This window comes from Pseudoalteromonas rubra (genome assembly GCF_000967655.1).
GTDB lineage: Bacteria > Pseudomonadota > Gammaproteobacteria > Enterobacterales > Alteromonadaceae > Pseudoalteromonas > Pseudoalteromonas rubra_A.
This window is the reverse complement of the sequence record NZ_JXYA01000016.1, coordinates 272,195-289,272: the sequence shown is the minus strand read 5'-3', so window position 1 is coordinate 289,272 and position 17,078 is coordinate 272,195. Positions and strand designations below refer to the sequence as shown.

General features: G+C 46.0%; 17 protein-coding genes. 10 read left to right on the top strand and 7 right to left on the bottom strand.

All coding sequences use genetic code 11. The features are described 5' to 3' along the window. Nucleotides 1–7: 7 nt before the first annotated feature. Complete coding sequence (gene gtfA / locus TW77_RS08575; RefSeq protein ID WP_046004537.1) at nucleotides 8–1,480, bottom strand: sucrose phosphorylase; 1,473 nt, start codon at nucleotides 1,478–1,480, stop codon at nucleotides 8–10. 161 nt (nucleotides 1,481–1,641) lie between these two features. On the opposite strand from gtfA, the gene TW77_RS08570 reads away from it, so the two are divergent. Together TW77_RS08570 and TW77_RS08565 are read left to right on the top strand one after the other, a co-directional pair. Next, nucleotides 1,642–2,841, top strand: coding sequence for an MFS transporter (locus TW77_RS08570; RefSeq protein ID WP_046004536.1), 1,200 nt, complete (start codon nucleotides 1,642–1,644; stop codon nucleotides 2,839–2,841). A gap of 169 nt (nucleotides 2,842–3,010) precedes the next feature. Then, nucleotides 3,011–5,407, top strand: coding sequence for a TonB-dependent siderophore receptor (locus TW77_RS08565; protein ID WP_046004535.1), 2,397 nt, complete (start codon nucleotides 3,011–3,013; stop codon nucleotides 5,405–5,407). A 94-nt stretch (nucleotides 5,408–5,501) separates the two neighbouring features. On the opposite strand, the gene TW77_RS08560 is transcribed toward TW77_RS08565, so the two are convergent. Further along, nucleotides 5,502–6,281: a substrate-binding periplasmic protein gene (locus tag TW77_RS08560; protein ID WP_046004534.1), complete on the bottom strand. Its 780-nt coding sequence runs from the start codon at nucleotides 6,279–6,281 to the stop codon at nucleotides 5,502–5,504. A gap of 299 nt (nucleotides 6,282–6,580) precedes the next feature. Here TW77_RS08560 and TW77_RS08555 point away from each other — a divergent pair, with 299 nt between their 5' ends. The 7 genes from TW77_RS08555 (at nucleotide 6,581) to TW77_RS08525 (ending at nucleotide 13,003) form a co-directional block, all read left to right on the top strand. Further along, a complete protein-coding gene (locus TW77_RS08555) occupies nucleotides 6,581–7,777 on the top strand; it encodes a serine hydrolase domain-containing protein (protein ID WP_046004533.1) in 1,197 nt (398 codons plus the stop codon). Between the two features lie 113 nt (nucleotides 7,778–7,890). Then, a complete protein-coding gene (locus TW77_RS08550; protein WP_046004532.1) occupies nucleotides 7,891–8,442 on the top strand; it encodes a hypothetical protein in 552 nt (183 codons plus the stop codon). Between the two features lie 10 nt (nucleotides 8,443–8,452). Further along, on the top strand, nucleotides 8,453–9,337 hold the full coding sequence (locus TW77_RS08545) for an NAD-dependent epimerase/dehydratase family protein (protein WP_046004531.1): 885 nt from the start codon (nucleotides 8,453–8,455) through the stop codon (nucleotides 9,335–9,337). A 94-nt stretch (nucleotides 9,338–9,431) separates the two neighbouring features. Then, nucleotides 9,432–10,445 carry a hypothetical protein gene (locus TW77_RS08540; protein ID WP_046004530.1) on the top strand — a complete coding sequence of 338 codons (1,014 nt, stop codon included), beginning with the start codon at nucleotides 9,432–9,434 and terminating at the stop codon, nucleotides 10,443–10,445. A gap of 116 nt (nucleotides 10,446–10,561) precedes the next feature. Then, nucleotides 10,562–11,365 carry a DUF2071 domain-containing protein gene (locus TW77_RS08535; RefSeq protein WP_046004529.1) on the top strand — a complete coding sequence of 268 codons (804 nt, stop codon included), beginning with the start codon at nucleotides 10,562–10,564 and terminating at the stop codon, nucleotides 11,363–11,365. A gap of 34 nt (nucleotides 11,366–11,399) precedes the next feature. After that, a complete protein-coding gene (locus TW77_RS08530) occupies nucleotides 11,400–12,005 on the top strand; it encodes a DsbA family protein (RefSeq protein WP_046004528.1) in 606 nt (201 codons plus the stop codon). A gap of 149 nt (nucleotides 12,006–12,154) precedes the next feature. Continuing rightward, on the top strand, nucleotides 12,155–13,003 hold the full coding sequence (locus TW77_RS08525) for a S1 family peptidase (protein ID WP_046004527.1): 849 nt from the start codon (nucleotides 12,155–12,157) through the stop codon (nucleotides 13,001–13,003). 122 nt (nucleotides 13,004–13,125) lie between these two features. On the opposite strand, the gene TW77_RS24200 is transcribed toward TW77_RS08525, so the two are convergent. From TW77_RS24200 to TW77_RS25940, 5 genes are all read right to left on the bottom strand, one after another. After that, nucleotides 13,126–13,803: a hypothetical protein gene (locus tag TW77_RS24200; protein ID WP_052713111.1), complete on the bottom strand. Its 678-nt coding sequence runs from the start codon at nucleotides 13,801–13,803 to the stop codon at nucleotides 13,126–13,128. A 4-nt stretch (nucleotides 13,804–13,807) separates the two neighbouring features. Further along, entirely contained in the window at nucleotides 13,808–14,578 is a 771-nt protein-coding gene (locus TW77_RS08515) for a hypothetical protein (RefSeq protein WP_046004526.1), read from the bottom strand. A gap of 448 nt (nucleotides 14,579–15,026) precedes the next feature. Then, nucleotides 15,027–15,158, bottom strand: coding sequence for a hypothetical protein (locus TW77_RS25950; protein ID WP_275041932.1), 132 nt, complete (start codon nucleotides 15,156–15,158; stop codon nucleotides 15,027–15,029). 15 nt (nucleotides 15,159–15,173) lie between these two features. Then, nucleotides 15,174–15,305, bottom strand: a complete 132-nt coding sequence (locus tag TW77_RS25945; RefSeq protein ID WP_275041931.1) for a hypothetical protein — start codon at nucleotides 15,303–15,305, stop codon at nucleotides 15,174–15,176. 15 nt (nucleotides 15,306–15,320) lie between these two features. Then, entirely contained in the window at nucleotides 15,321–15,452 is a 132-nt protein-coding gene (locus TW77_RS25940; RefSeq protein ID WP_275041930.1) for a hypothetical protein, read from the bottom strand. A 1,026-nt stretch (nucleotides 15,453–16,478) separates the two neighbouring features. Here TW77_RS25940 and TW77_RS25125 point away from each other — a divergent pair. Beyond that, nucleotides 16,479–16,637, top strand: a complete 159-nt coding sequence (locus TW77_RS25125) for a hypothetical protein (protein WP_156158628.1) — start codon at nucleotides 16,479–16,481, stop codon at nucleotides 16,635–16,637. The last annotated feature ends 441 nt before the right edge of the window (nucleotides 16,638–17,078 follow it).

The window sequence follows — 17,078 nt, the reverse complement described above, 5'->3', positions numbered from 1 at the left end:
GGTATTACTAAGCCTGGAGAAAATCAGCCAGACAGATGCGCTCTTTAAGGTCCGTCTCTTTGAGCGTAATGAACGCTTCTCTTGTCGCCAGGTTAACGTCGAGTTTTGCACGGGCGTTCTGAGTGCACCATTGTAAAGAGAGCGCTTCTTCTGACCCTGACAAAACAAACTCTCCATCGAATGCACTGCTCTGGTTTCGTAATTCAATCAGTTTGCACAGGCCCCTGACTACGGGTTTGGATAACGCGTCTTCAACTTGTTGTTCATTGAGGTAACTGCGATTGATATCCCGACCGACGTTGGTGTTTTCAAGCAACGCCATATCATTGTGCAGTGCCAGCAGACCGCCATAATAAACTTGCGGGACGCCGGGGGAAAAGAACTGAATAGCGCGCGCTATCAGGTAATCGAGATCATTGCGACCCAGTGCATCATAGTAGGTGCAATTGACCTGGTACAAATCAACGTTGCTGGCAGCGGCACCGGTCGCCTGTTTACTTTCACCCCGACTATTGGTGTGAATGGTCTCTACCAAAGTATCAATTTGCTCTGCATTGAGCAGACCGGGCTTATCACCGTCCGGACCCGCATCGACAATGCCAATACCGTCATGGGTATCGAGTACTGTCAGGCAATTACGCGGCGATTGCTGTAACCAGCAAAGCAGGGGATCGGCATTATTGCTAAACAGAGCGTGTAAGATTAACGGTGGCAAAGCAAAGTCGTACACGCGGTCTACTTTCGATGCTACGTCAATTTGAGTCTGATAATGGCTGTGGATCTCGGCGATGGTTTCCATCCCGAGCGCATTGGCCTGACGCGACAACTGATTAATAAAGTCGAATGATTCAGGGGTCATAAAGCAGCTTGTTCCGGCGCGTTTTATGGCATAGCCAGCCGCATCCAGGCGAATAATCTTGACATTGTTTTTGGCAAACAAAGTGAGAATTTTGTCCAGATACGCTTTGCCCTGGGGCGTTTCAACATTGATATCAACCTGGTTATCAGTAAACGTGGTCCAGAAGTTGACCGTTTCACCATTTTGCAGCTTTTTAGGCGTAAAACAGCTGGTTGGCCTGGGTCTGAATATCGTTTTGGCTTGTTCGTCACTGATCCCATCGGGAAAAATATCCTGCTCCTTTAAAAACAAAGGCCAGTAGGGCGACTGTTCGCCGTGTTTGAGTACATCCTTAAACTCTGGTGACTGAGCCGAAGCGTGATTGACGATTAAATCGGCCATTATCTCAAAGCGCTCCCCAAGTGTTTTCACACTTGCCCAGTTGCCCAGTCGTTTATCCACCTCACTGTGGTCTATCGGATCGAACCCGGCATCACTACCGTCAATCGGGTAGTAAAACGGCAGAATATGGACACCGCCAAACAATCCCGCTAACGGACCGTCCAACAGCTGAGTGAGTTCCGTCAGGCCTGCACCGCTTAGGCGATCGGCGTAGGTTATCAGTTGCACTTGGTTTTTCATGGTTCAGTTCAATTCTCATTGTTGAAACTTAATCGATTAAGTTATATCTTTAATCAGCACGACAAGATATTCAAGCACTATTTACAGGAAAATTGGCACAAGGGTGCGATTGAGTTTTAAACTTAACCGGGCTTTGCCGCAATACCTAAGAGGTAATAACTATGACAAGCAGCAACTTAGGCGCATTGCGCTGGCTGACATACATGATGTTTTTTATGTTTGCCATGACATCGGACGCCGTGGGCGTGATCATTCCCGAGCTGATCCGGGATTATCAGTTAACCATGACGCAGGCGAGCGCGTTTCATTACGCGCCAATGATTTGGATTGCCGCCAGTGGTCTGTTGCTGGGCTTTTTGGCGGATAAAATAGGCCACAAGCCGACCATCATTCTTGGTTTTGTGCTCTTTGCCGGTGCCTGCTTTGGCTTTGCAATAGGTGAAACCTTTATCACCTTTGTGTGCTTACTGAGTGTGATTGGCCTGGCGATCGGCCTGTTTAAAACCGCAGCACTGGCTTTGTTAGGCGATTTGACGCCAACCAGTCAGGCGCACACCCGGACCATGAACATGGTCGAAGGCTTCTTTGCTGTCGGCGCCATCGTGGGTCCGGCGGCGGTGAGCTACATGTTGGCGTCGGGAGTCAGCTGGGTTTACCTCTATATTCTGGCAGGGGGCTTATGCAGCGTTCTGTGTTTAATCACGTTCGCTGTGAAGTTTCCCGAACGGCCCGCTAAGCAGGTTAGCCAGGGCAGTGGATTCAGGCAGACCCTGCTGATGCTCAAGGACAAACATGCACTGGGTTTTTCGGCCGCCATTGCGCTATATGTTGCGACGGAAGTCGCCATTTATGTCTGGATGCCGACGTTACTCAAAACCTACGAGGGGAGCTGGGGCCTGCTGGCAACTTATGCACTGACCATCTTTTTTATTTTGCGGGCGGTGGGGCGCTTTATGGCTGTCTGGCTGCTTAACTTGTTCAGCTGGCAGAGCGTGATGCTTGCGCTGAGCTCGGCCATTTTTCTTTGTTACCTGCTGACCTTTGTGTTTGGTGTTGATGCTGCCGTCATTGCGTTGCCACTCAGTGGGCTCTTTATGTCGATGATATACCCCACACTTAATTCGAAGGGGATCTCATGCTTCGATAAGCATCAGCATGGCTCGGTCGCTGGCGTGATCTTGTTCTTTACCGCATTGTCTGCAGCCCTGGCGCCTTTGCTGATGGGGATGGTCAGTGATTATTTTGGCCATATTCGCTACGGGTTTGCACTGGCGATGGGGTTTGCGGCTTTGCTGATGCTGGCGATGGCGTACAACTACTGGAAAAACCCAGCCCAGCTGAGGCTGGCAAACGCACACTAGCTCAAATACTTTTAAAACTAAATCATAGCGTTATCTAACTAGAAACCCGTCGTGTGTAATTTTTTGATTGCAAAGCGACAAATATTTGCTAATTTACTTAATCGATTAAGTATCTAAATCCACTTAATGTGGTGCCAGCAATATATAATTGACAACAATGAGGCACATTATGACAACATACACTCCCGGTTGGTTTGCACTCAGTGCACTGACTCTGGCGCTTAGTCCCACAGTGTGGGCACAACAGAGCCAGGACCAAGCAAATGCACAGGCTCAGAATGAGCTGGAAAAAATCATTGTGACAGGCGTGCCACAAAGGCGCACCGTGATGGCATCCAGCGTGTCTGTCAGTAGCATTTCTGCTCAGCAGATAAGCGTCGCAACACCCAGAACCACAGCCGAAGCTTTTCGCTTGTTACCTGGGGTGAGATCTGAGTCAACCGGGGGAGAGGGCAATGCAAACATTGCCGTACGCGGACTACCGGTTGCGGCCGGTGGGGCCAAGTTCCTGCAATTGCAAGAAGATGGCTTGCCCATATTACAGTTTGGCGATATTGCATTCGGCAATGCTGATATTTTTATGCGCCTGGATAACACAGTGCAATCAATCGAGTCCATTCGTGGCGGCTCGGCTTCGACTGCCGCGAGTAACGCGCCGGGTGGCATCATCAACTTTATTTCAAAAACGGGTGAAAGCGAATCGGGCAGCATTGCAACGACTCTGGGTCTTGATTATGACGAATTCAGAACCGACTTTGAATTTGGCACCTATCTGTCCGACACCGTACGATTCCATATCGGCGGATTTATGCGCCAAGGCGAAGGGCCGCGTGATACCGGTTATACCGGCAACAAGGGTGGGCAGGTTAAAGCCAATCTGACCAAAGAATTTGAGTCGGGCTATGTCAGAGTCTACCTCAAGCACCTGGATGACCGCTCAACTGGCTACTTACCTATGCCCATGTATGCCAATGGCGACTCACTGCCGGGATTTGATGCCTTGTCAGATACGCCGCATTCGGTTTTGTTTACCCAAACACAGGGGCTGGGTGCCAACAACGAAGTGCGCCGTGGGGATATGCGTGATGGCATGCATCCTCAGGTAGACAGCGTTGGCGTTGAGGCCAGCTTTGAGCTGAGCAACGACTGGAAAATTGAAAACCGGTTTAGAGTAGCCAAGGTAAAAGGCACGTTTAATGCGCCTTTTCCGGCTGAAGTGGGCAGTGCCCAGTCTATCGCCGAGAGCATCGCCGGTGAGGGGGCGACATTAAAATATGCGAATGGTGCCAGTGCTGGCAGTCAATTCAGCGACGATAATCTGATGCGGATCCATACTTTTGATGTTGAGATGCAGGACTTTGGCTCGCTGGTTAACGACATTAAGCTGACCAAACAGCTGGGCGATACCGCTTTAACCTTTGGCTATTTTGCATCAGAGCAGGCCATTGAAATGTCCTGGTTGTGGAACTCTTATTTGCTGGAGTTAAAAGGGCAGAATGCAGCGCTTTTGGATGTATTTGCAGCTGATGGCACCGCATTTTCTGACAATGGCTTGTACGCATACGGGACACCTGCCTGGGGCAATTGCTGTCAGCGTAATTACAATACGGACTATTCAACCCGCGCGCCTTATCTGGCGGTTTCCTCGCAGGTGGGCGATTTAACCGTTGATGCCAGTGTGCGTTATGACTCAGGTGAAGCCTCGGGCACCTATGCGGGGGCTGTGGTATCGCAGCGGGATGTGAATGCCGATGGCGAGATTTCAAAACCTGAAGAGCAGGTTGCGGGCATAGATTTGGCTAATCCGTCACTCGTTGATTACGACTGGCATTACACCAGCTACTCCCTCGGCGCTAATTATCAGCTCAGCCCAACGCAGGCGGTATTTGGGCGTTTCAGTGAAGGGGCCAGAGCAAATGCAGATCGTCTGTTGTTTGGCAAAGTGAATGCAGACGGCAGTGTGGCAAAGGAAGACGCCATTGACGAAGTAACTCAGCTTGAATTTGGTTTGAAGCAACGGCTTGAAAACGGCAGTGTGTTTGCCACCGCGTTTTATGCGCAAACCGAAGAGCAAAACTTTGAAGCCACCAGCCAGCGCTTTTTTGACCGTGAATATGAAGCGCATGGCATTGAACTTGAAGGGGTGTACTTTGTTGGCTCCTTTGATTTCAGAGGCAGCCTGACCTGGACGGACGCCGAGATCGCCAAAGATGCTCTGTCACCTGAGGTAGTGGGCAACACGCCAAGGCGCCAGGCAGACTTTATTTACTCTTTGATGGCGCGTTACAACATGGCACAAGGCGCGGTGGGTTTAAGCCTGCTTGGCTCAACCGGTGCCTACGCACAGGATAATAACGCGCTGAAATTTGATGGCTACACCCAGGTTAATGCATTTGCCAGCTATGATATGAGCGATGACTTGTCTTTATCGCTCAACGTTAACAACCTGTTTAATGCGGTAGGGATCACTGAAGCAGAAGAAGGCATTATTCCTGACTCGGGTATTATTCGGGCGCGTACCATCAACGGTCGTACCACGTCTATTACAGTCAAATATCAATTTTAATTGTATGCCTGATTAGATAGTCAGCCCCTGGGGCTTAGCGTTTGTATTGCAAAGGCAGCGTCGTTACGCTGCCTTTTATTTGCCCTTGGGTCTATTACTTATAATGTATTTCCTGAAGCCCGTATTTGTTGGCAATTTCAGCAAGGCGACCGTCCAATTGCAGCCTGAGCACGCCCAAGTCTAATGCCAGTGTCAGTTTTTCGCTGTTTTTTAGGCGCGGGGAAAAGGCTATGTAGGCGGGCTCCGGCGGACTGACAGAGCCAACCGACTTTATTTTTTCACTGATCCCAAGTTGCTTTGCCTGATACCAGACAACGGGTCCGGCATCCACGTATGCATCTATACGTTTGCTGATTAACAAATTAAGGCTGCGAGAGACCACATTGTCACCCGACAACAGCGTGATGTAGTTATTGGGCGAGCTACGGTGGGATTTTAGATAGGCATTCAAGAGGTTGCCATAATCGTAGCCTTGTACTGCCCCGAGGCGAATTTTATTCAGTGAATGTTGATTTTTATAGGTCCAGGTGCTGTCCGACAGGGTAAACAAGGTATTTGGGCTCAATTTCAGTATCGGGACTTTTGGGAAGTAAAAGTCTGGTGCATCATCTTTAAAGGCGCCCACAATGGCGTGTACTTTTCCTTCCCGGGTCTGGTGTATGGCCCTGAGCCAGGGCATTTCTATATAGCGAACCTGATAGCCAGAAATGGCCAGTGCCTCGGTGGCGACATCAATCATAAAGCCCTTGTGTTTATCTGTTTCGCCACAATTCACCGGGCACCAGTTATCGCCGGCGATTAGCACCAGTTTGTCGTCGTTTGACAAAACAGCTGTAGAACACAGCAACAGAATGATAAGAAAAACGCGTAGCATATTGGGGAAAATTAGTGGCAATACAGGGAGTCTAGTCAATAAACAGCCGGGCGGCAATGTATTGAATAACGCCTAGGTTGCCAGTTTCTGTGTTGATATTGCTACAGCCACTCATGAAGTAACTGCAAAGTCAGCAGAGCATTGTACTATTATCGCAAAGCACCATTTGTTTTTATAATATCCTGAATTTAATAAATATATTTCCTTACTACCTTAAAGTCATTAATAAATCATCCGCAAGTCAGGTAGTGAGGAGCTGCTTTCGCTAGGTTACCGCTTGTACAAACAGGAGAGGTAACATGATCAAACAAAAGATAGTGACGAGCTTAGTGGTAACCCTACTTATGGGCAGTTTTAGTCAGTTAACAATGGCAAAGTGTACTCAGCCCATAGAGGCTACGCAGGCCGAATTAGAGGGAGGGTACCGGGATGTTACAGAGCTTAAAAGCGCATTTATTGATACAGCGCCAAAGCGAAAAAACGACGGCTTGGCTGTCGGCGTGGCCGGTATTGATGGTGGTAATCGGGCGCTGTTAATAAAATTGGCACAAGAAATAGAAAACAACATGCATGGGCAGTTTGACAGCTTACTTATCGCCCACAAAGGCAAGCTGGTGTTTGAGTCCTATTATTCCCGTGGCCGCATCAACCTGCCACATTATCAGGCATCCGCAACCAAAGTGTACACCAGCATGGCACTTGGCAGGGCCATTCAGCTGGGTTATCTGAGCATGGCAGATCTAGACAAACCTGTGGTGAGTTTTTTAAAGGGTCTGGATACCAGCAAGCTGACAACAGGCAGTGATAAAATCACGCTCAATCTGGCCCTGACCATGCGCTCAGGTATTCGACTGAGTGACGAGCAAAAGAAGGGATTGCAACAAATATCTGAACAGCTAAAAGGTCAGCAACATGCTCAGGCGTTGCTGGAGCGCAGTGCTCCCATCAGTGCACAAACGCAAACATTTAAATATCAGGATGACCCGATGCTGATCATGCATGTGATTGATGCCGTGGTGCCCGGATCCGCGGAAGCGTTTATCAAGCAAGAGCTGCTAGATAAGCTGGGGATCAAACAATATCGTTGGCAAACCGCTGATAACGGCCTTCCTGAAGCAGGCTGGCGGGTCAACATGACATCCCGTGATATGCTCAAGTGGGGCACATTAGCCAGCAACAAAGGTATGTGGCAGGGTGAACGGTTGATCCCGCAAGGTTACATCGCAAAAGCAATCAGCCCACAACTTTACACTGGGGATGAAGACATATTTGGGGGTGGTAAAGACGTATCTAAACAGGGCTATGGTTATTACTGGTGGAACGCTGAGCTTCAATCAGGAGAGAAGCGTTTCTATAGTGTGTCTGCCCAAGGGGGAGGTGGTCAGTATATTATTTTGGTCGAAGAACTCGGCTTGGTGGTTGTGGTGACTGCCAATCGAAGGGAAAACAGCACTCTGCAATTAATGGCAGAACGGGTGTTGCCTGCCTTTATGTAGCAGTCAATGGAGAATACCTGTCAAAGGGCTATTCTCCTTTGTAAAACAATTGATTGGTATTGAGCGAGTATTGGCATAGGATCGTCATACATTCATCTCACAAAGAAATTGACATGCGTAAAACTGTTGTTGTTGCCATTAGCGGCGCTTCAGGAAGTGGAAAAACGTCGCTGGTAAATATGCTTGCTGCGCGTTTCGGATGTCCCAGCGTAATGTTTGATGACTATGTCGATGCTCAGAGCTATCCGCAGAATTTGCGACAATGGCACGCAGACGGGGCGGATGTATCAAAAATTAAAACGCCAGCCATGAAAGAAGCGCTTGAAAAATGTATCGCAGCTAGGCCCGTATATCTGTTTGTTGAAGAGCCATTTGGCAAAGCGCGTGCCAGCATCGCGTCATTGATAGATTATGTGGTGCTGCTTGATCTGCCATTGGCGCAGTGTTTATCTCGTGTGATCAACAGGCATTTTGTGCTCAGGCAGTCGGATGCACCCAATGCACTTCAAGACTATCTGATAAAATATCAGGATCATTTAAAAGAAATTTATGCAGACACGGTCAGTATGGCCCGTTGCAAGTGCGATTTGAGCATTACACAGGACCTGCCGGTTGAGGTCTGCGCTGACAAAGTAGTTGACTGGCTGCAGTCGCTACAGGAATAAGGTATAGATAGTGAAGGTATTGGTAACGGGCTCTGCGGGCAGAGTTGGACGCGCCATCTACATTAAACTCATGCATGAGCACCAGGTGGTTGGGTTAGATAAAACACCTTGTTCCACTGCAGATTTTGTTGGTGATATTAGAGATAGCGAGCTTTTAAGCCGCGCGCTTGACGGGGTAGAGGCGATAGTCCATACGGCAGCGTTACATGCACCGCATGTCGGGCTTGTTGATGACGATGCGTTTCAAAGCATCAATGTCGATGCAACGGAGCAACTGGCATTGGCTGGTGTAAAAGCAGGTATAAAGCACTTTGTGTTTACCAGCACGACTGCCTTGTACGGTCATGCCTCTACACCTTCAGGACGAGCTGGCTGGATCACAGAGCATACTCAGCCACAGCCTAAATCGGTTTATCACCGCAGTAAAATATTGGCAGAACAAGTATTACAAACTATCTCGACAGAACACAGTTTGCCGGTAACGGTATTACAGATGTCCCGATGTTTTCCTGAGCCTGCTGATCTGATGGCTGTTTACAGGCTGACACGTAGTATCGACGCCCGGGATGTTGCCAATGCACACCTGTGTGCTATCAAAAAACGCCTGCCAGGCTTTACGCGCTTTATTATTTCTGGCGCAACGCCCTTTTGTCGTGACGATCAAACGCGCCTGTTTTTGCAAGCCAGCAAGGTGATTGCTGAAAAATGTCCGCAACTTGTGTCGGCATTCGAACAACGTGGCTGGACCCTGCCTGATTCTCTGGATAGGGTCTATGACTCTTCAGCAGCGCAACAACAGCTGAACTGGCAGCCAGACTATGGGTATGAGCACGTTTTGCAGATGCTCGATACGCAAAGCGCAGAAGTATTACCCGTATTAAAACGCCAGGGATAACCGTTGGCGTTGTCTGTATCTTTGTTGATAATTTTTGCTTAATCTTTGTTCAGCTCAGCCGATAACAAACCACATGGATGGGAGCGGAGGAGCTATGAAAATTGAAAATGCACAAGTTAATATGAGTAATAAACATGAAGGTCAAACCCATGTTTATGAAAAGCGGACTGAAATTACACCGGCGTCGACGTCGCAAAGCGATAACCCGGCACTGTCTGACAATGGGGGTCAGGCGTTGCAAGAGGAAGTTGCTGAGGTAGATAGCAGCGCCACTGAGCTGGATATGCAAACCAGTGCCAGAATGTATATCCTGAAATTACTGGTAGAGAAACTCTCCGGCAGTGAAGTGCAGTGGTACGACGCTGTGGTCGGTAAAGACATATCACAGGCAGAAATGTCACAGGCAGAAATGTCACAGGCAGAAATGTCTGAGCTGGTGTCTGAGGCAGAAGAAACACCGCCCACCGAGGTGTTGGTTGAACGGCTAATGCACGAGAGCCAGTCCAATGTCTTTAAAGCCGACGGACAGATCCGTCTGGAAAACGGTCAGCAGATCAGCTTTGCCTTTAAGTCTGTTTTTGAACAATCCCACACCAGCTATGAGCGCATCATAGAAAACGTCAACATGAAAGATCCCCTGATCATTAGTTTTACCAACCGGGCTGTTGAGCTTGACACTGAGCGTATGGATTTTGACATTGATGCTGACGGTCAGACCGATAATTTTGCTCAGCTCAAAAAAGGTTATGGTTATTTGGCACTGGATCTCAATCAAAACAACCGGATAGACGACGGCAAAGAGTTGTTTGGCGCGCTCAGTGGTAATGGTTTCGCCGACCTGGCTCAGTATGATGATGACGGTAACGGCTTTATTGATGAAAATGACGCCATCTTTGACAGCCTTAAAGTTTGGGTTAAAAACAAAGATCAGGATCAGCTCGTGTCACTCAGTGAAGCCAACATAGGTGCCATTGCTTTGCAAAATGCAGACACACCTATGAACATCAGAGCAGACGGGCAGTTACAGGGCGCAATTCGAAAATCGGGTTTTTATCTTGATGAGAACGGAAAACCTGGCCTTGTTCAGCAGGTTGATTATGTGGTTTAAAGATACAACCTGATGTCAGTAAGACAGACGTTCATTCTTTCGCTAAGATGCAAATAGTTCAGGGACTCTTTGCATTGAGGGCCTCAACTTTCTTAAAAGATACTCAGGGAGCGAAAATGCACGCCTTAAGGTTCAAAGATTGCTTAACACCAAGACCAATGCCTGCAGGGGTCGATGTGCTGTGTAAGCTTCAGCACTTTGCAATCATTACATATGCCGTTGATCCTTGCAGGTTTGAGGGGGTATTTCCGGCGCGTTTTGCGCTTGACACGGTTGTTATTGATGGCAAAGAGAAAGGGCTTATTTCTGTTGTACCATTTGTGGACGTAGACTTTACCTCTGCCGTTTACCCTTTTCCCAAATTCACCATGGGCCAGACAAACTACCGTATTTATATCATTGACAAAAAAACCGGTGAACGCTGTGTCTGGTTTCTTGGCACCACACTGGATTCCTGGACGCGAATTGTACCCAGCACTGTGTGGAAGCTGCCCTGGTACGATGGCAAAGTTGTGTTTGATTGCGACTATGATGAGTTACAGGGTTTTTACCGCCGATATAAAATGCTTACTAAAGCAAACTGGGCTCCTGCAAGCGTTGAGCTGGTGCAGGAAAAAGGGGCTACAATTGAGCTGCCAGGGTTCCCGGACACAGAAACTGGACTTGTATATCTCACTCACCCCTTAGCGGGCTTTTATTATCGTCGGGATGGCCGTTTGGGCACCTACAGAGTGTGGCATAAACAACTGGCGGTATCCTGTGCACGTCTAAAGTCCGCAAATTTTGGTTTGCTATCCCGCCTGGGGCTGGTTTCTGAACAAGAACAACAACAGGCACACAGTGTTTTAGTCGAGCCAATCAATGAGTTTACAATTTATCTTCCGCCAACTGTGCTGGAAAACTGCTCAAAAGAGGTATAGTGACTATGGTTAAGTGACCTCAAGTGAGAAAGTAATGCAGTTTTTATATGTAATGGATCCTATGTGTGGCTGGTGCTATGGTTTTCAGCCAGAGTTAGAGTTGTTTTTGTCCAACCGCCCCGGGGCCGAGATTAGTTGGGTTATGGGAGGCCTGGCACCTGACACAACCGAGCCGATGGATCCGGCGCTCAGAGACACCATTGCTTCTTACTGGCGGCAAATAGAGCGCAAAACCCAGGTGGTGTTTAATCATGACTTTTGGCAGCTCAATACCCCAGTGCGTGCGACTTATCAGGCTTGTCGCGCCGTGATTGCAGCACAAAGCATACGGGAAAACAGTGCTGTGGACATGGTAAAAGCCATTCAACGAGCTTACTATCAGCTTGCTCAAAACCCCTCTTTGGATGACACACTGATAGCGTGCGCAGAATCTATCGGGCTGGATGGACCCAGGTTTCAGAAAGTACTGGGCAGTGCTCAGGCCCAAGCCCAACTCAACCAGCATCTGGATTTGACACGTCGTTTAAGGGTTTCTGGTTTTCCTGCGATGTTTTATGTCAACGGACAGGGTGAAGCTTACCCACTGACATTAGGGTTTTGCAGCGCGACAGAACTTGAGCAGCGCTTTGGCCAACTGTGAGCAGCGCTTTGGCCAACTGCCAACTGAATGAGTTGTAATCTATCCTTACAAAATGAAACGGCTAATAAACAACATATAAACTGCTATTTGCTAGATTAATCCGCAAGTCTCTGCATATCTGACAACTGTTAGAAATAAGGATTAATACATTGAAAATTAGCAGTTCTATTCTCTTTACAATCGGTTTGTTTAGCTCGTTAGCCAACGCCATCGTTATTCGACACGATGTCCCGCAGCAGCACTATGATGCCTCGTTATCCGACTTTGTGCCATTGGCAACCCTGTATAACATTGGTGTCCATGGCACTTTGATAGCGCCCGACTGGGTACTGACAGCAGCCCACACCGTGTTTTGTATGAACCCTGGACAATTGATAAAAGTAGGGAATGAACTCGTTAAAGTATCACAGCGTTTTAGTTACCCCGAATATCGATTGGGCAAACAACACGACATTGCGTTGCTCAGGCTTTCTCAGCCAGTGACCAGTGTGAAACCCGCTGAAGTTTACAATATGCAGGACGAACAAGGTCAGGTGGTTTGGTTTATTGGGGCGGGTGGTTTCGGTACCGGTGATCAGGGAGAAACCGTCAACTATAAGGACAACAAAGGGAAGTTAAGAAAAGCGCAAAATAGAATCGTCAACGTAACAGACTCCGATATTGTCTTTAAATTTGAAAAAGGGAGCAAAGGAGAAGCGTTGGAGGGTGTCTCTGGTAATGGTGATAGCGGAGGACCTGCCTATATCAAACAAGACGGGCGCTTAGTATTACTCGGTGTGAGTTCACGGACCGACTCCTGGTTTTACGATGTCGGAGAATATGGCGTTACTGAGCTATATACCCGAGTTTCGTCTTATCAGAGCTGGATTGAGCAAGTGATCGGCGCGCAAAGCGATGCTGCCAGGCGTCAATTAGCCAGTCTGGATCCCTTTTTGCACGAAAACATGGAAGAGAAAAAGATGGATGCATTGTGCAGCTCACTGTCTTTTGAAAAGTGAGCTGGCCAAAAAATAAGGCATTTTTCCATTACTGAGGCTTTGCACTGCGAACACAGTGTCAGGTGACCTTCGCTGAACATCATAGCATTGAGCAAGGTTCAGAGAAGGCCACCTCAGCTGTACTAGCTCAGTGCTTGCTGGAGTTGCTGCATATAACGGTCGCCGTCAACCACATTGCCAAAAGCGATAACACGTTTCGATTGTGTATCGACAAAAACAGGTTGTTCTTTTTTACCGCTATCCATAATGATGTTCAGTGACATCGACAGTTCTTTAGGCGGACTTTGTGAATGTAAATCCTTAGATTTATCCATATAGAGCACACATCCTTCCTCTAATACAAAGTCGCCATTGAAATGAATATCAATTTCTTCGCCTTCTTCGTAGTCACTGCCTTTGTGTTGATACTCGTACATGTGCGTTGTGTAGCCACTGCCGCTCAGCCCTAGCGTTAATAGCTCGAAATTGTGGTCATGACATAAACCGTATGCGAACAGGTTTGCATCATCTTTAGTGTAATCATTGTCTGCTCTTGGCTCCCATACAACGGCACGGAGCATCAAGGTATCGTCTTTGTAAAGTACAAAAGAGTTTTTACCGTATGAATTGGCCTCGGGGTGCTGAAGTGATTGCATGATGCCATCAAGCACATCGGGAATATTCGCTCTCAGTCCCATCAGCTGATCTACCAGGCCGGGTGTGTCACACAGTCTTTGACCTTCTTTTACATTATTTTTAATGAACGCCATCAATCCTGCAATGGAATTGGGAGCAACGGTTTTTGGTGAGTAAAATTCCATAGGATTAACACGCCTCTTCAAATTCTGTTAACTGATCCAGTGTTGCTTTCGCTTGTGCTCTGATGATTTGGCAGGGGTCCTCTAAGAACTCAATTAAAATACTTTTTGCCAGCTGGTGATCCACCTTGAACAGTTCCACCAGAGCTTGCCAGCGAATGGCATTTATTTTGTGTTTTGTGAGCGTACTCAGGTACGGGGCGCCCGTTGCACCAAATTGAGGTAGAAATCCAATTAGGACCTTGTGTCTTTCCAGATTTTGAGTACCAGAGTAACTGGCGATTTTATTACCGGTTGCAATTTCATATTGCGGGCATACGTCTCGCGAGACTGATTTATTGTGCAGGGCAACGACGACTTTTTCTTGTTGTCCATGAAAGACGTAAGCGTGATCTTTTGCCAGTATTTTCAGATTCTTAGTCTTAGTAAGGTTATTTTCACCGGATAGTGCAAGTACACCATTGGTCTCCGGATAGACGCCCACTGCGTAATGATGATCTGAGATAACACAGTATAAAGACTCGGATGAAAACGTGTTCGCTACACCACTTTGAGTTGCAAAAGCATCCAAAGTAATCAGCATTAGCCAAGTATCATCTTCGTATAGCGTAATACCTTTGCGGCTAATATCACCCAAATAAGTGTTATCTTTGCACAAAGCCATGCGCTCAATTTGTGTTTTGAATTGCTGTTTTTGCACATAGTCAAAGAATGCGTTTTCGAGATCTTCAACTGAGCTGTTTGTTGATAACATACTCATAAAGTTATCAGTCATCATATGCCGTCCTTTTATATTGCCGTATACGAAATTGTTACGTGAGAAGAGGTGAAGTAGCGATACCACTGCTACTTCGACCTATCTATAACGCTATCTACTTACTTGATACCGATAAATTCAGGAGGAAGTGAAGTACCATAGCCGCCAGCGATTTCTTTCAGGTTAAGTTCGTCGATTGTTTTTGGTGTAAATGTTTTAGTGTTATTCATTGTTATATCCTTCAGTTAAAGCTTGGTGTTGTTGATTTTTCTGAGTAACTGATGAAAGTCATTCGGTCAAATGTAGAGCCACCAGAAAAGTCGATTAGTTGTAGTACGTCTATTTACTTGATACCGATAAATTCAGGTGGAATGGAAGTGCCATAACCGCCAGCGATTTCTTTCAGATTAAGTTCGTCGATTGTTTTTGGTGTAAATGCTTTAGTGTTTTTCATTGTTATATCCCTTAATTAAAATTTAATGTTCTCGATTGGCTCTTGGTAACCAATGAAAATTGGTCGGTCAAACGCATAACCGCCAGAAACATCTTTTAGTTGCAGTTGTTCGATTGTTTTTGGTGTAAATGCTTTAGTGTTTTTCATTGTTATATCCCTTAATTAAAATTTAATGTTTTCGATTGGCTCTTGATAGCCGATGAAAATTGGTCGGTCAAATGCGTAGCCGCCAGAAACATCTTTTAGCTGTAGTTGTTCGATTGTTTTTGGTGAAAATGTTTTAGCGTTTTTCATTGTTAAATCCTTTAATTAAAATTTAATGTTCTCGATTGGCTCTTGGTAGCCGATGAAAATTGGTCGATCAATACCTGCACCTGTTACGGCTTCTTTAAGTTGCAACTCGTCAATAATTTCAGGGTTGAAGGGGTTAGGTTTATTCATGTTGGTAAGCCTCCTGGTTAAGCCATGCCAATAAAGATCGGTGGCTCAAAAATGCCTCCACCGTTAACGGCTGATTTAACTTCTAGCTCTTCAATAACTTGTGGTGAAAATGTTTTGCTTTTTTTCATGGTGTTAATCCTGTTTGAATCTTAAATCAATGAGGGACTATCTAATTAGTACCCTCGTTATACCTTTCTATTATTTTTAGTCTTCCGGAAAGGTAGGGACTATTTCAGGTGGAAGCTCACCGCCTGAAACGGTGCGTATACAGTCATTGGTCATTGCTTTCATAATTTTTATACCTTTAAGTTTTTAATTTATGAGCCAGGTAGACGTTATCTTTAGTGACGTCCTTCCTAGCCGACGCCACACAGAATGGATGAAAATTTTGGCAAATGCAAAATTCGCCGAAATTGTGAAATATCCATAAAATACATAAACTTAAGCTTGTTCATTATAAGCGGGTAACAACTAGGTTGTTTGGTTATATTGCTTGCATAAATAATGCTTAAAAAATGTATGGGGAAAGATTGGTGAAGATAACCTTTCAGTATGATGAACAATTGGTGCAGAAGAAGGGATTGGTTGCTCTTTAACTTTCGAATTTAAATCTCTATGCCTTTTTCATCTTTAGTGCATGTTTTTATATTTGAAATTAGTTAGTGGGAGAATGAGAATATTTTTAAATTTACTCGAGAATGAACTCTTGAATTTTGGATTTTAAGGGTTTAGTGCTGTGAAGCCAAAAGAAGAAGGTGATTTAACCATTTCAAGGTATCATTTGAGAAAATGATAAATTAGAACGAAGTTTTAAGTATTTTAACCCCAGGATTTTGACTTGTTAGATGATAGGGCTTAGTGATTTTCCAACTCTAGCTTAAGTGAGCTATCAGATGAAATTTATCGCATATACCAGGTTGAAACTAGAGCGATTTACCTATGCTCTCTGGATAAGTGCAGGTAGTTATTTTAATTTCAGAACTCACTTTAGGCAGATAGTGTAATGTGCTAGGAAATAACTTTATCATGAGAACACAAGCTCGGGTTACCAATTCCTTTGAATTATTAAAGCAGGATAAGTCTTCCAAGAAGGAAGCGCTTGGTATTATAAATGGTATCTTTTATTTTTTGGTCAATCCTTTTTTATGGTGGTTTTTATGGCGAGCCTGCAAAGCCATGCTTTAAAAAAGCTGGCGATGCTAACTTTATTTCTTACAAAGAATGACTAAAAAAAAGGTTTTTAGCTATATTGAACGTGATAAACCACGTTGCTTTCTACTTTACCATTTTGAAAAATAAGCATTATCAGGTGGAGAACACCCTCCGAGAAAAAACAGCTGTTAGAGAGATGTACTAAATCAGTTTATTGGTGAGAATGTGTATTTCAGAGCTTTTCATAGCAACGTTGGAACAGCGACACCTCTTTGAAATCAATGTCTTTGGTGATGGTTTTTCCGATGGCTCAGATCAGATGTTCAATTTACAAGTAAACTATGAAGGGTGCAAAGGCGAGCAAAGCCAAGATAAATTAAGCGGTCATCCCTGATGAGATAGTGGCACCACATCTTTCAACCTGGATTGGTTATAAAGCATGTGATGCCGAAAGCGTTAGCAATAAGACCTAAA

What these genes read in the sequence shown, in the direction of transcription:
- TW77_RS08565 (WP_046004535.1), top strand. Translation starts at nt 3,011, where the DNA reads ATGACAACATACACTCCCGGTTGGTTTGCACTCAGTGCACTGACTCTG.
- TW77_RS08540 (WP_046004530.1), top strand. Translation starts at nt 9,432, where the DNA reads ATGAAAATTGAAAATGCACAAGTTAATATGAGTAATAAACATGAAGGT.
- TW77_RS08560 (WP_046004534.1), bottom strand. Translation starts at nt 6,281, where the DNA reads ATGCTACGCGTTTTTCTTATCATTCTGTTGCTGTGTTCTACAGCTGTT.
- TW77_RS08550 (WP_046004532.1), top strand. Translation starts at nt 7,891, where the DNA reads ATGCGTAAAACTGTTGTTGTTGCCATTAGCGGCGCTTCAGGAAGTGGA.
- TW77_RS25125 (WP_156158628.1), top strand. Translation starts at nt 16,479, where the DNA reads ATGAGAACACAAGCTCGGGTTACCAATTCCTTTGAATTATTAAAGCAG.
- TW77_RS08570 (WP_046004536.1), top strand. Translation starts at nt 1,642, where the DNA reads ATGACAAGCAGCAACTTAGGCGCATTGCGCTGGCTGACATACATGATG.
- TW77_RS24200 (WP_052713111.1), bottom strand. Translation starts at nt 13,803, where the DNA reads ATGGAATTTTACTCACCAAAAACCGTTGCTCCCAATTCCATTGCAGGA.
- TW77_RS08555 (WP_046004533.1), top strand. Translation starts at nt 6,581, where the DNA reads ATGATCAAACAAAAGATAGTGACGAGCTTAGTGGTAACCCTACTTATG.
- TW77_RS08515 (WP_046004526.1), bottom strand. Translation starts at nt 14,578, where the DNA reads ATGATGACTGATAACTTTATGAGTATGTTATCAACAAACAGCTCAGTT.
- TW77_RS25940 (WP_275041930.1), bottom strand. Translation starts at nt 15,452, where the DNA reads ATGAATAAACCTAACCCCTTCAACCCTGAAATTATTGACGAGTTGCAA.
- TW77_RS25950 (WP_275041932.1), bottom strand. Translation starts at nt 15,158, where the DNA reads ATGAAAAACACTAAAGCATTTACACCAAAAACAATCGAACAACTGCAA.
- TW77_RS08530 (WP_046004528.1), top strand. Translation starts at nt 11,400, where the DNA reads ATGCAGTTTTTATATGTAATGGATCCTATGTGTGGCTGGTGCTATGGT.
- gtfA (WP_046004537.1), bottom strand. Translation starts at nt 1,480, where the DNA reads ATGAAAAACCAAGTGCAACTGATAACCTACGCCGATCGCCTAAGCGGT.
- TW77_RS08535 (WP_046004529.1), top strand. Translation starts at nt 10,562, where the DNA reads ATGCACGCCTTAAGGTTCAAAGATTGCTTAACACCAAGACCAATGCCT.
- TW77_RS25945 (WP_275041931.1), bottom strand. Translation starts at nt 15,305, where the DNA reads ATGAAAAACGCTAAAACATTTTCACCAAAAACAATCGAACAACTACAG.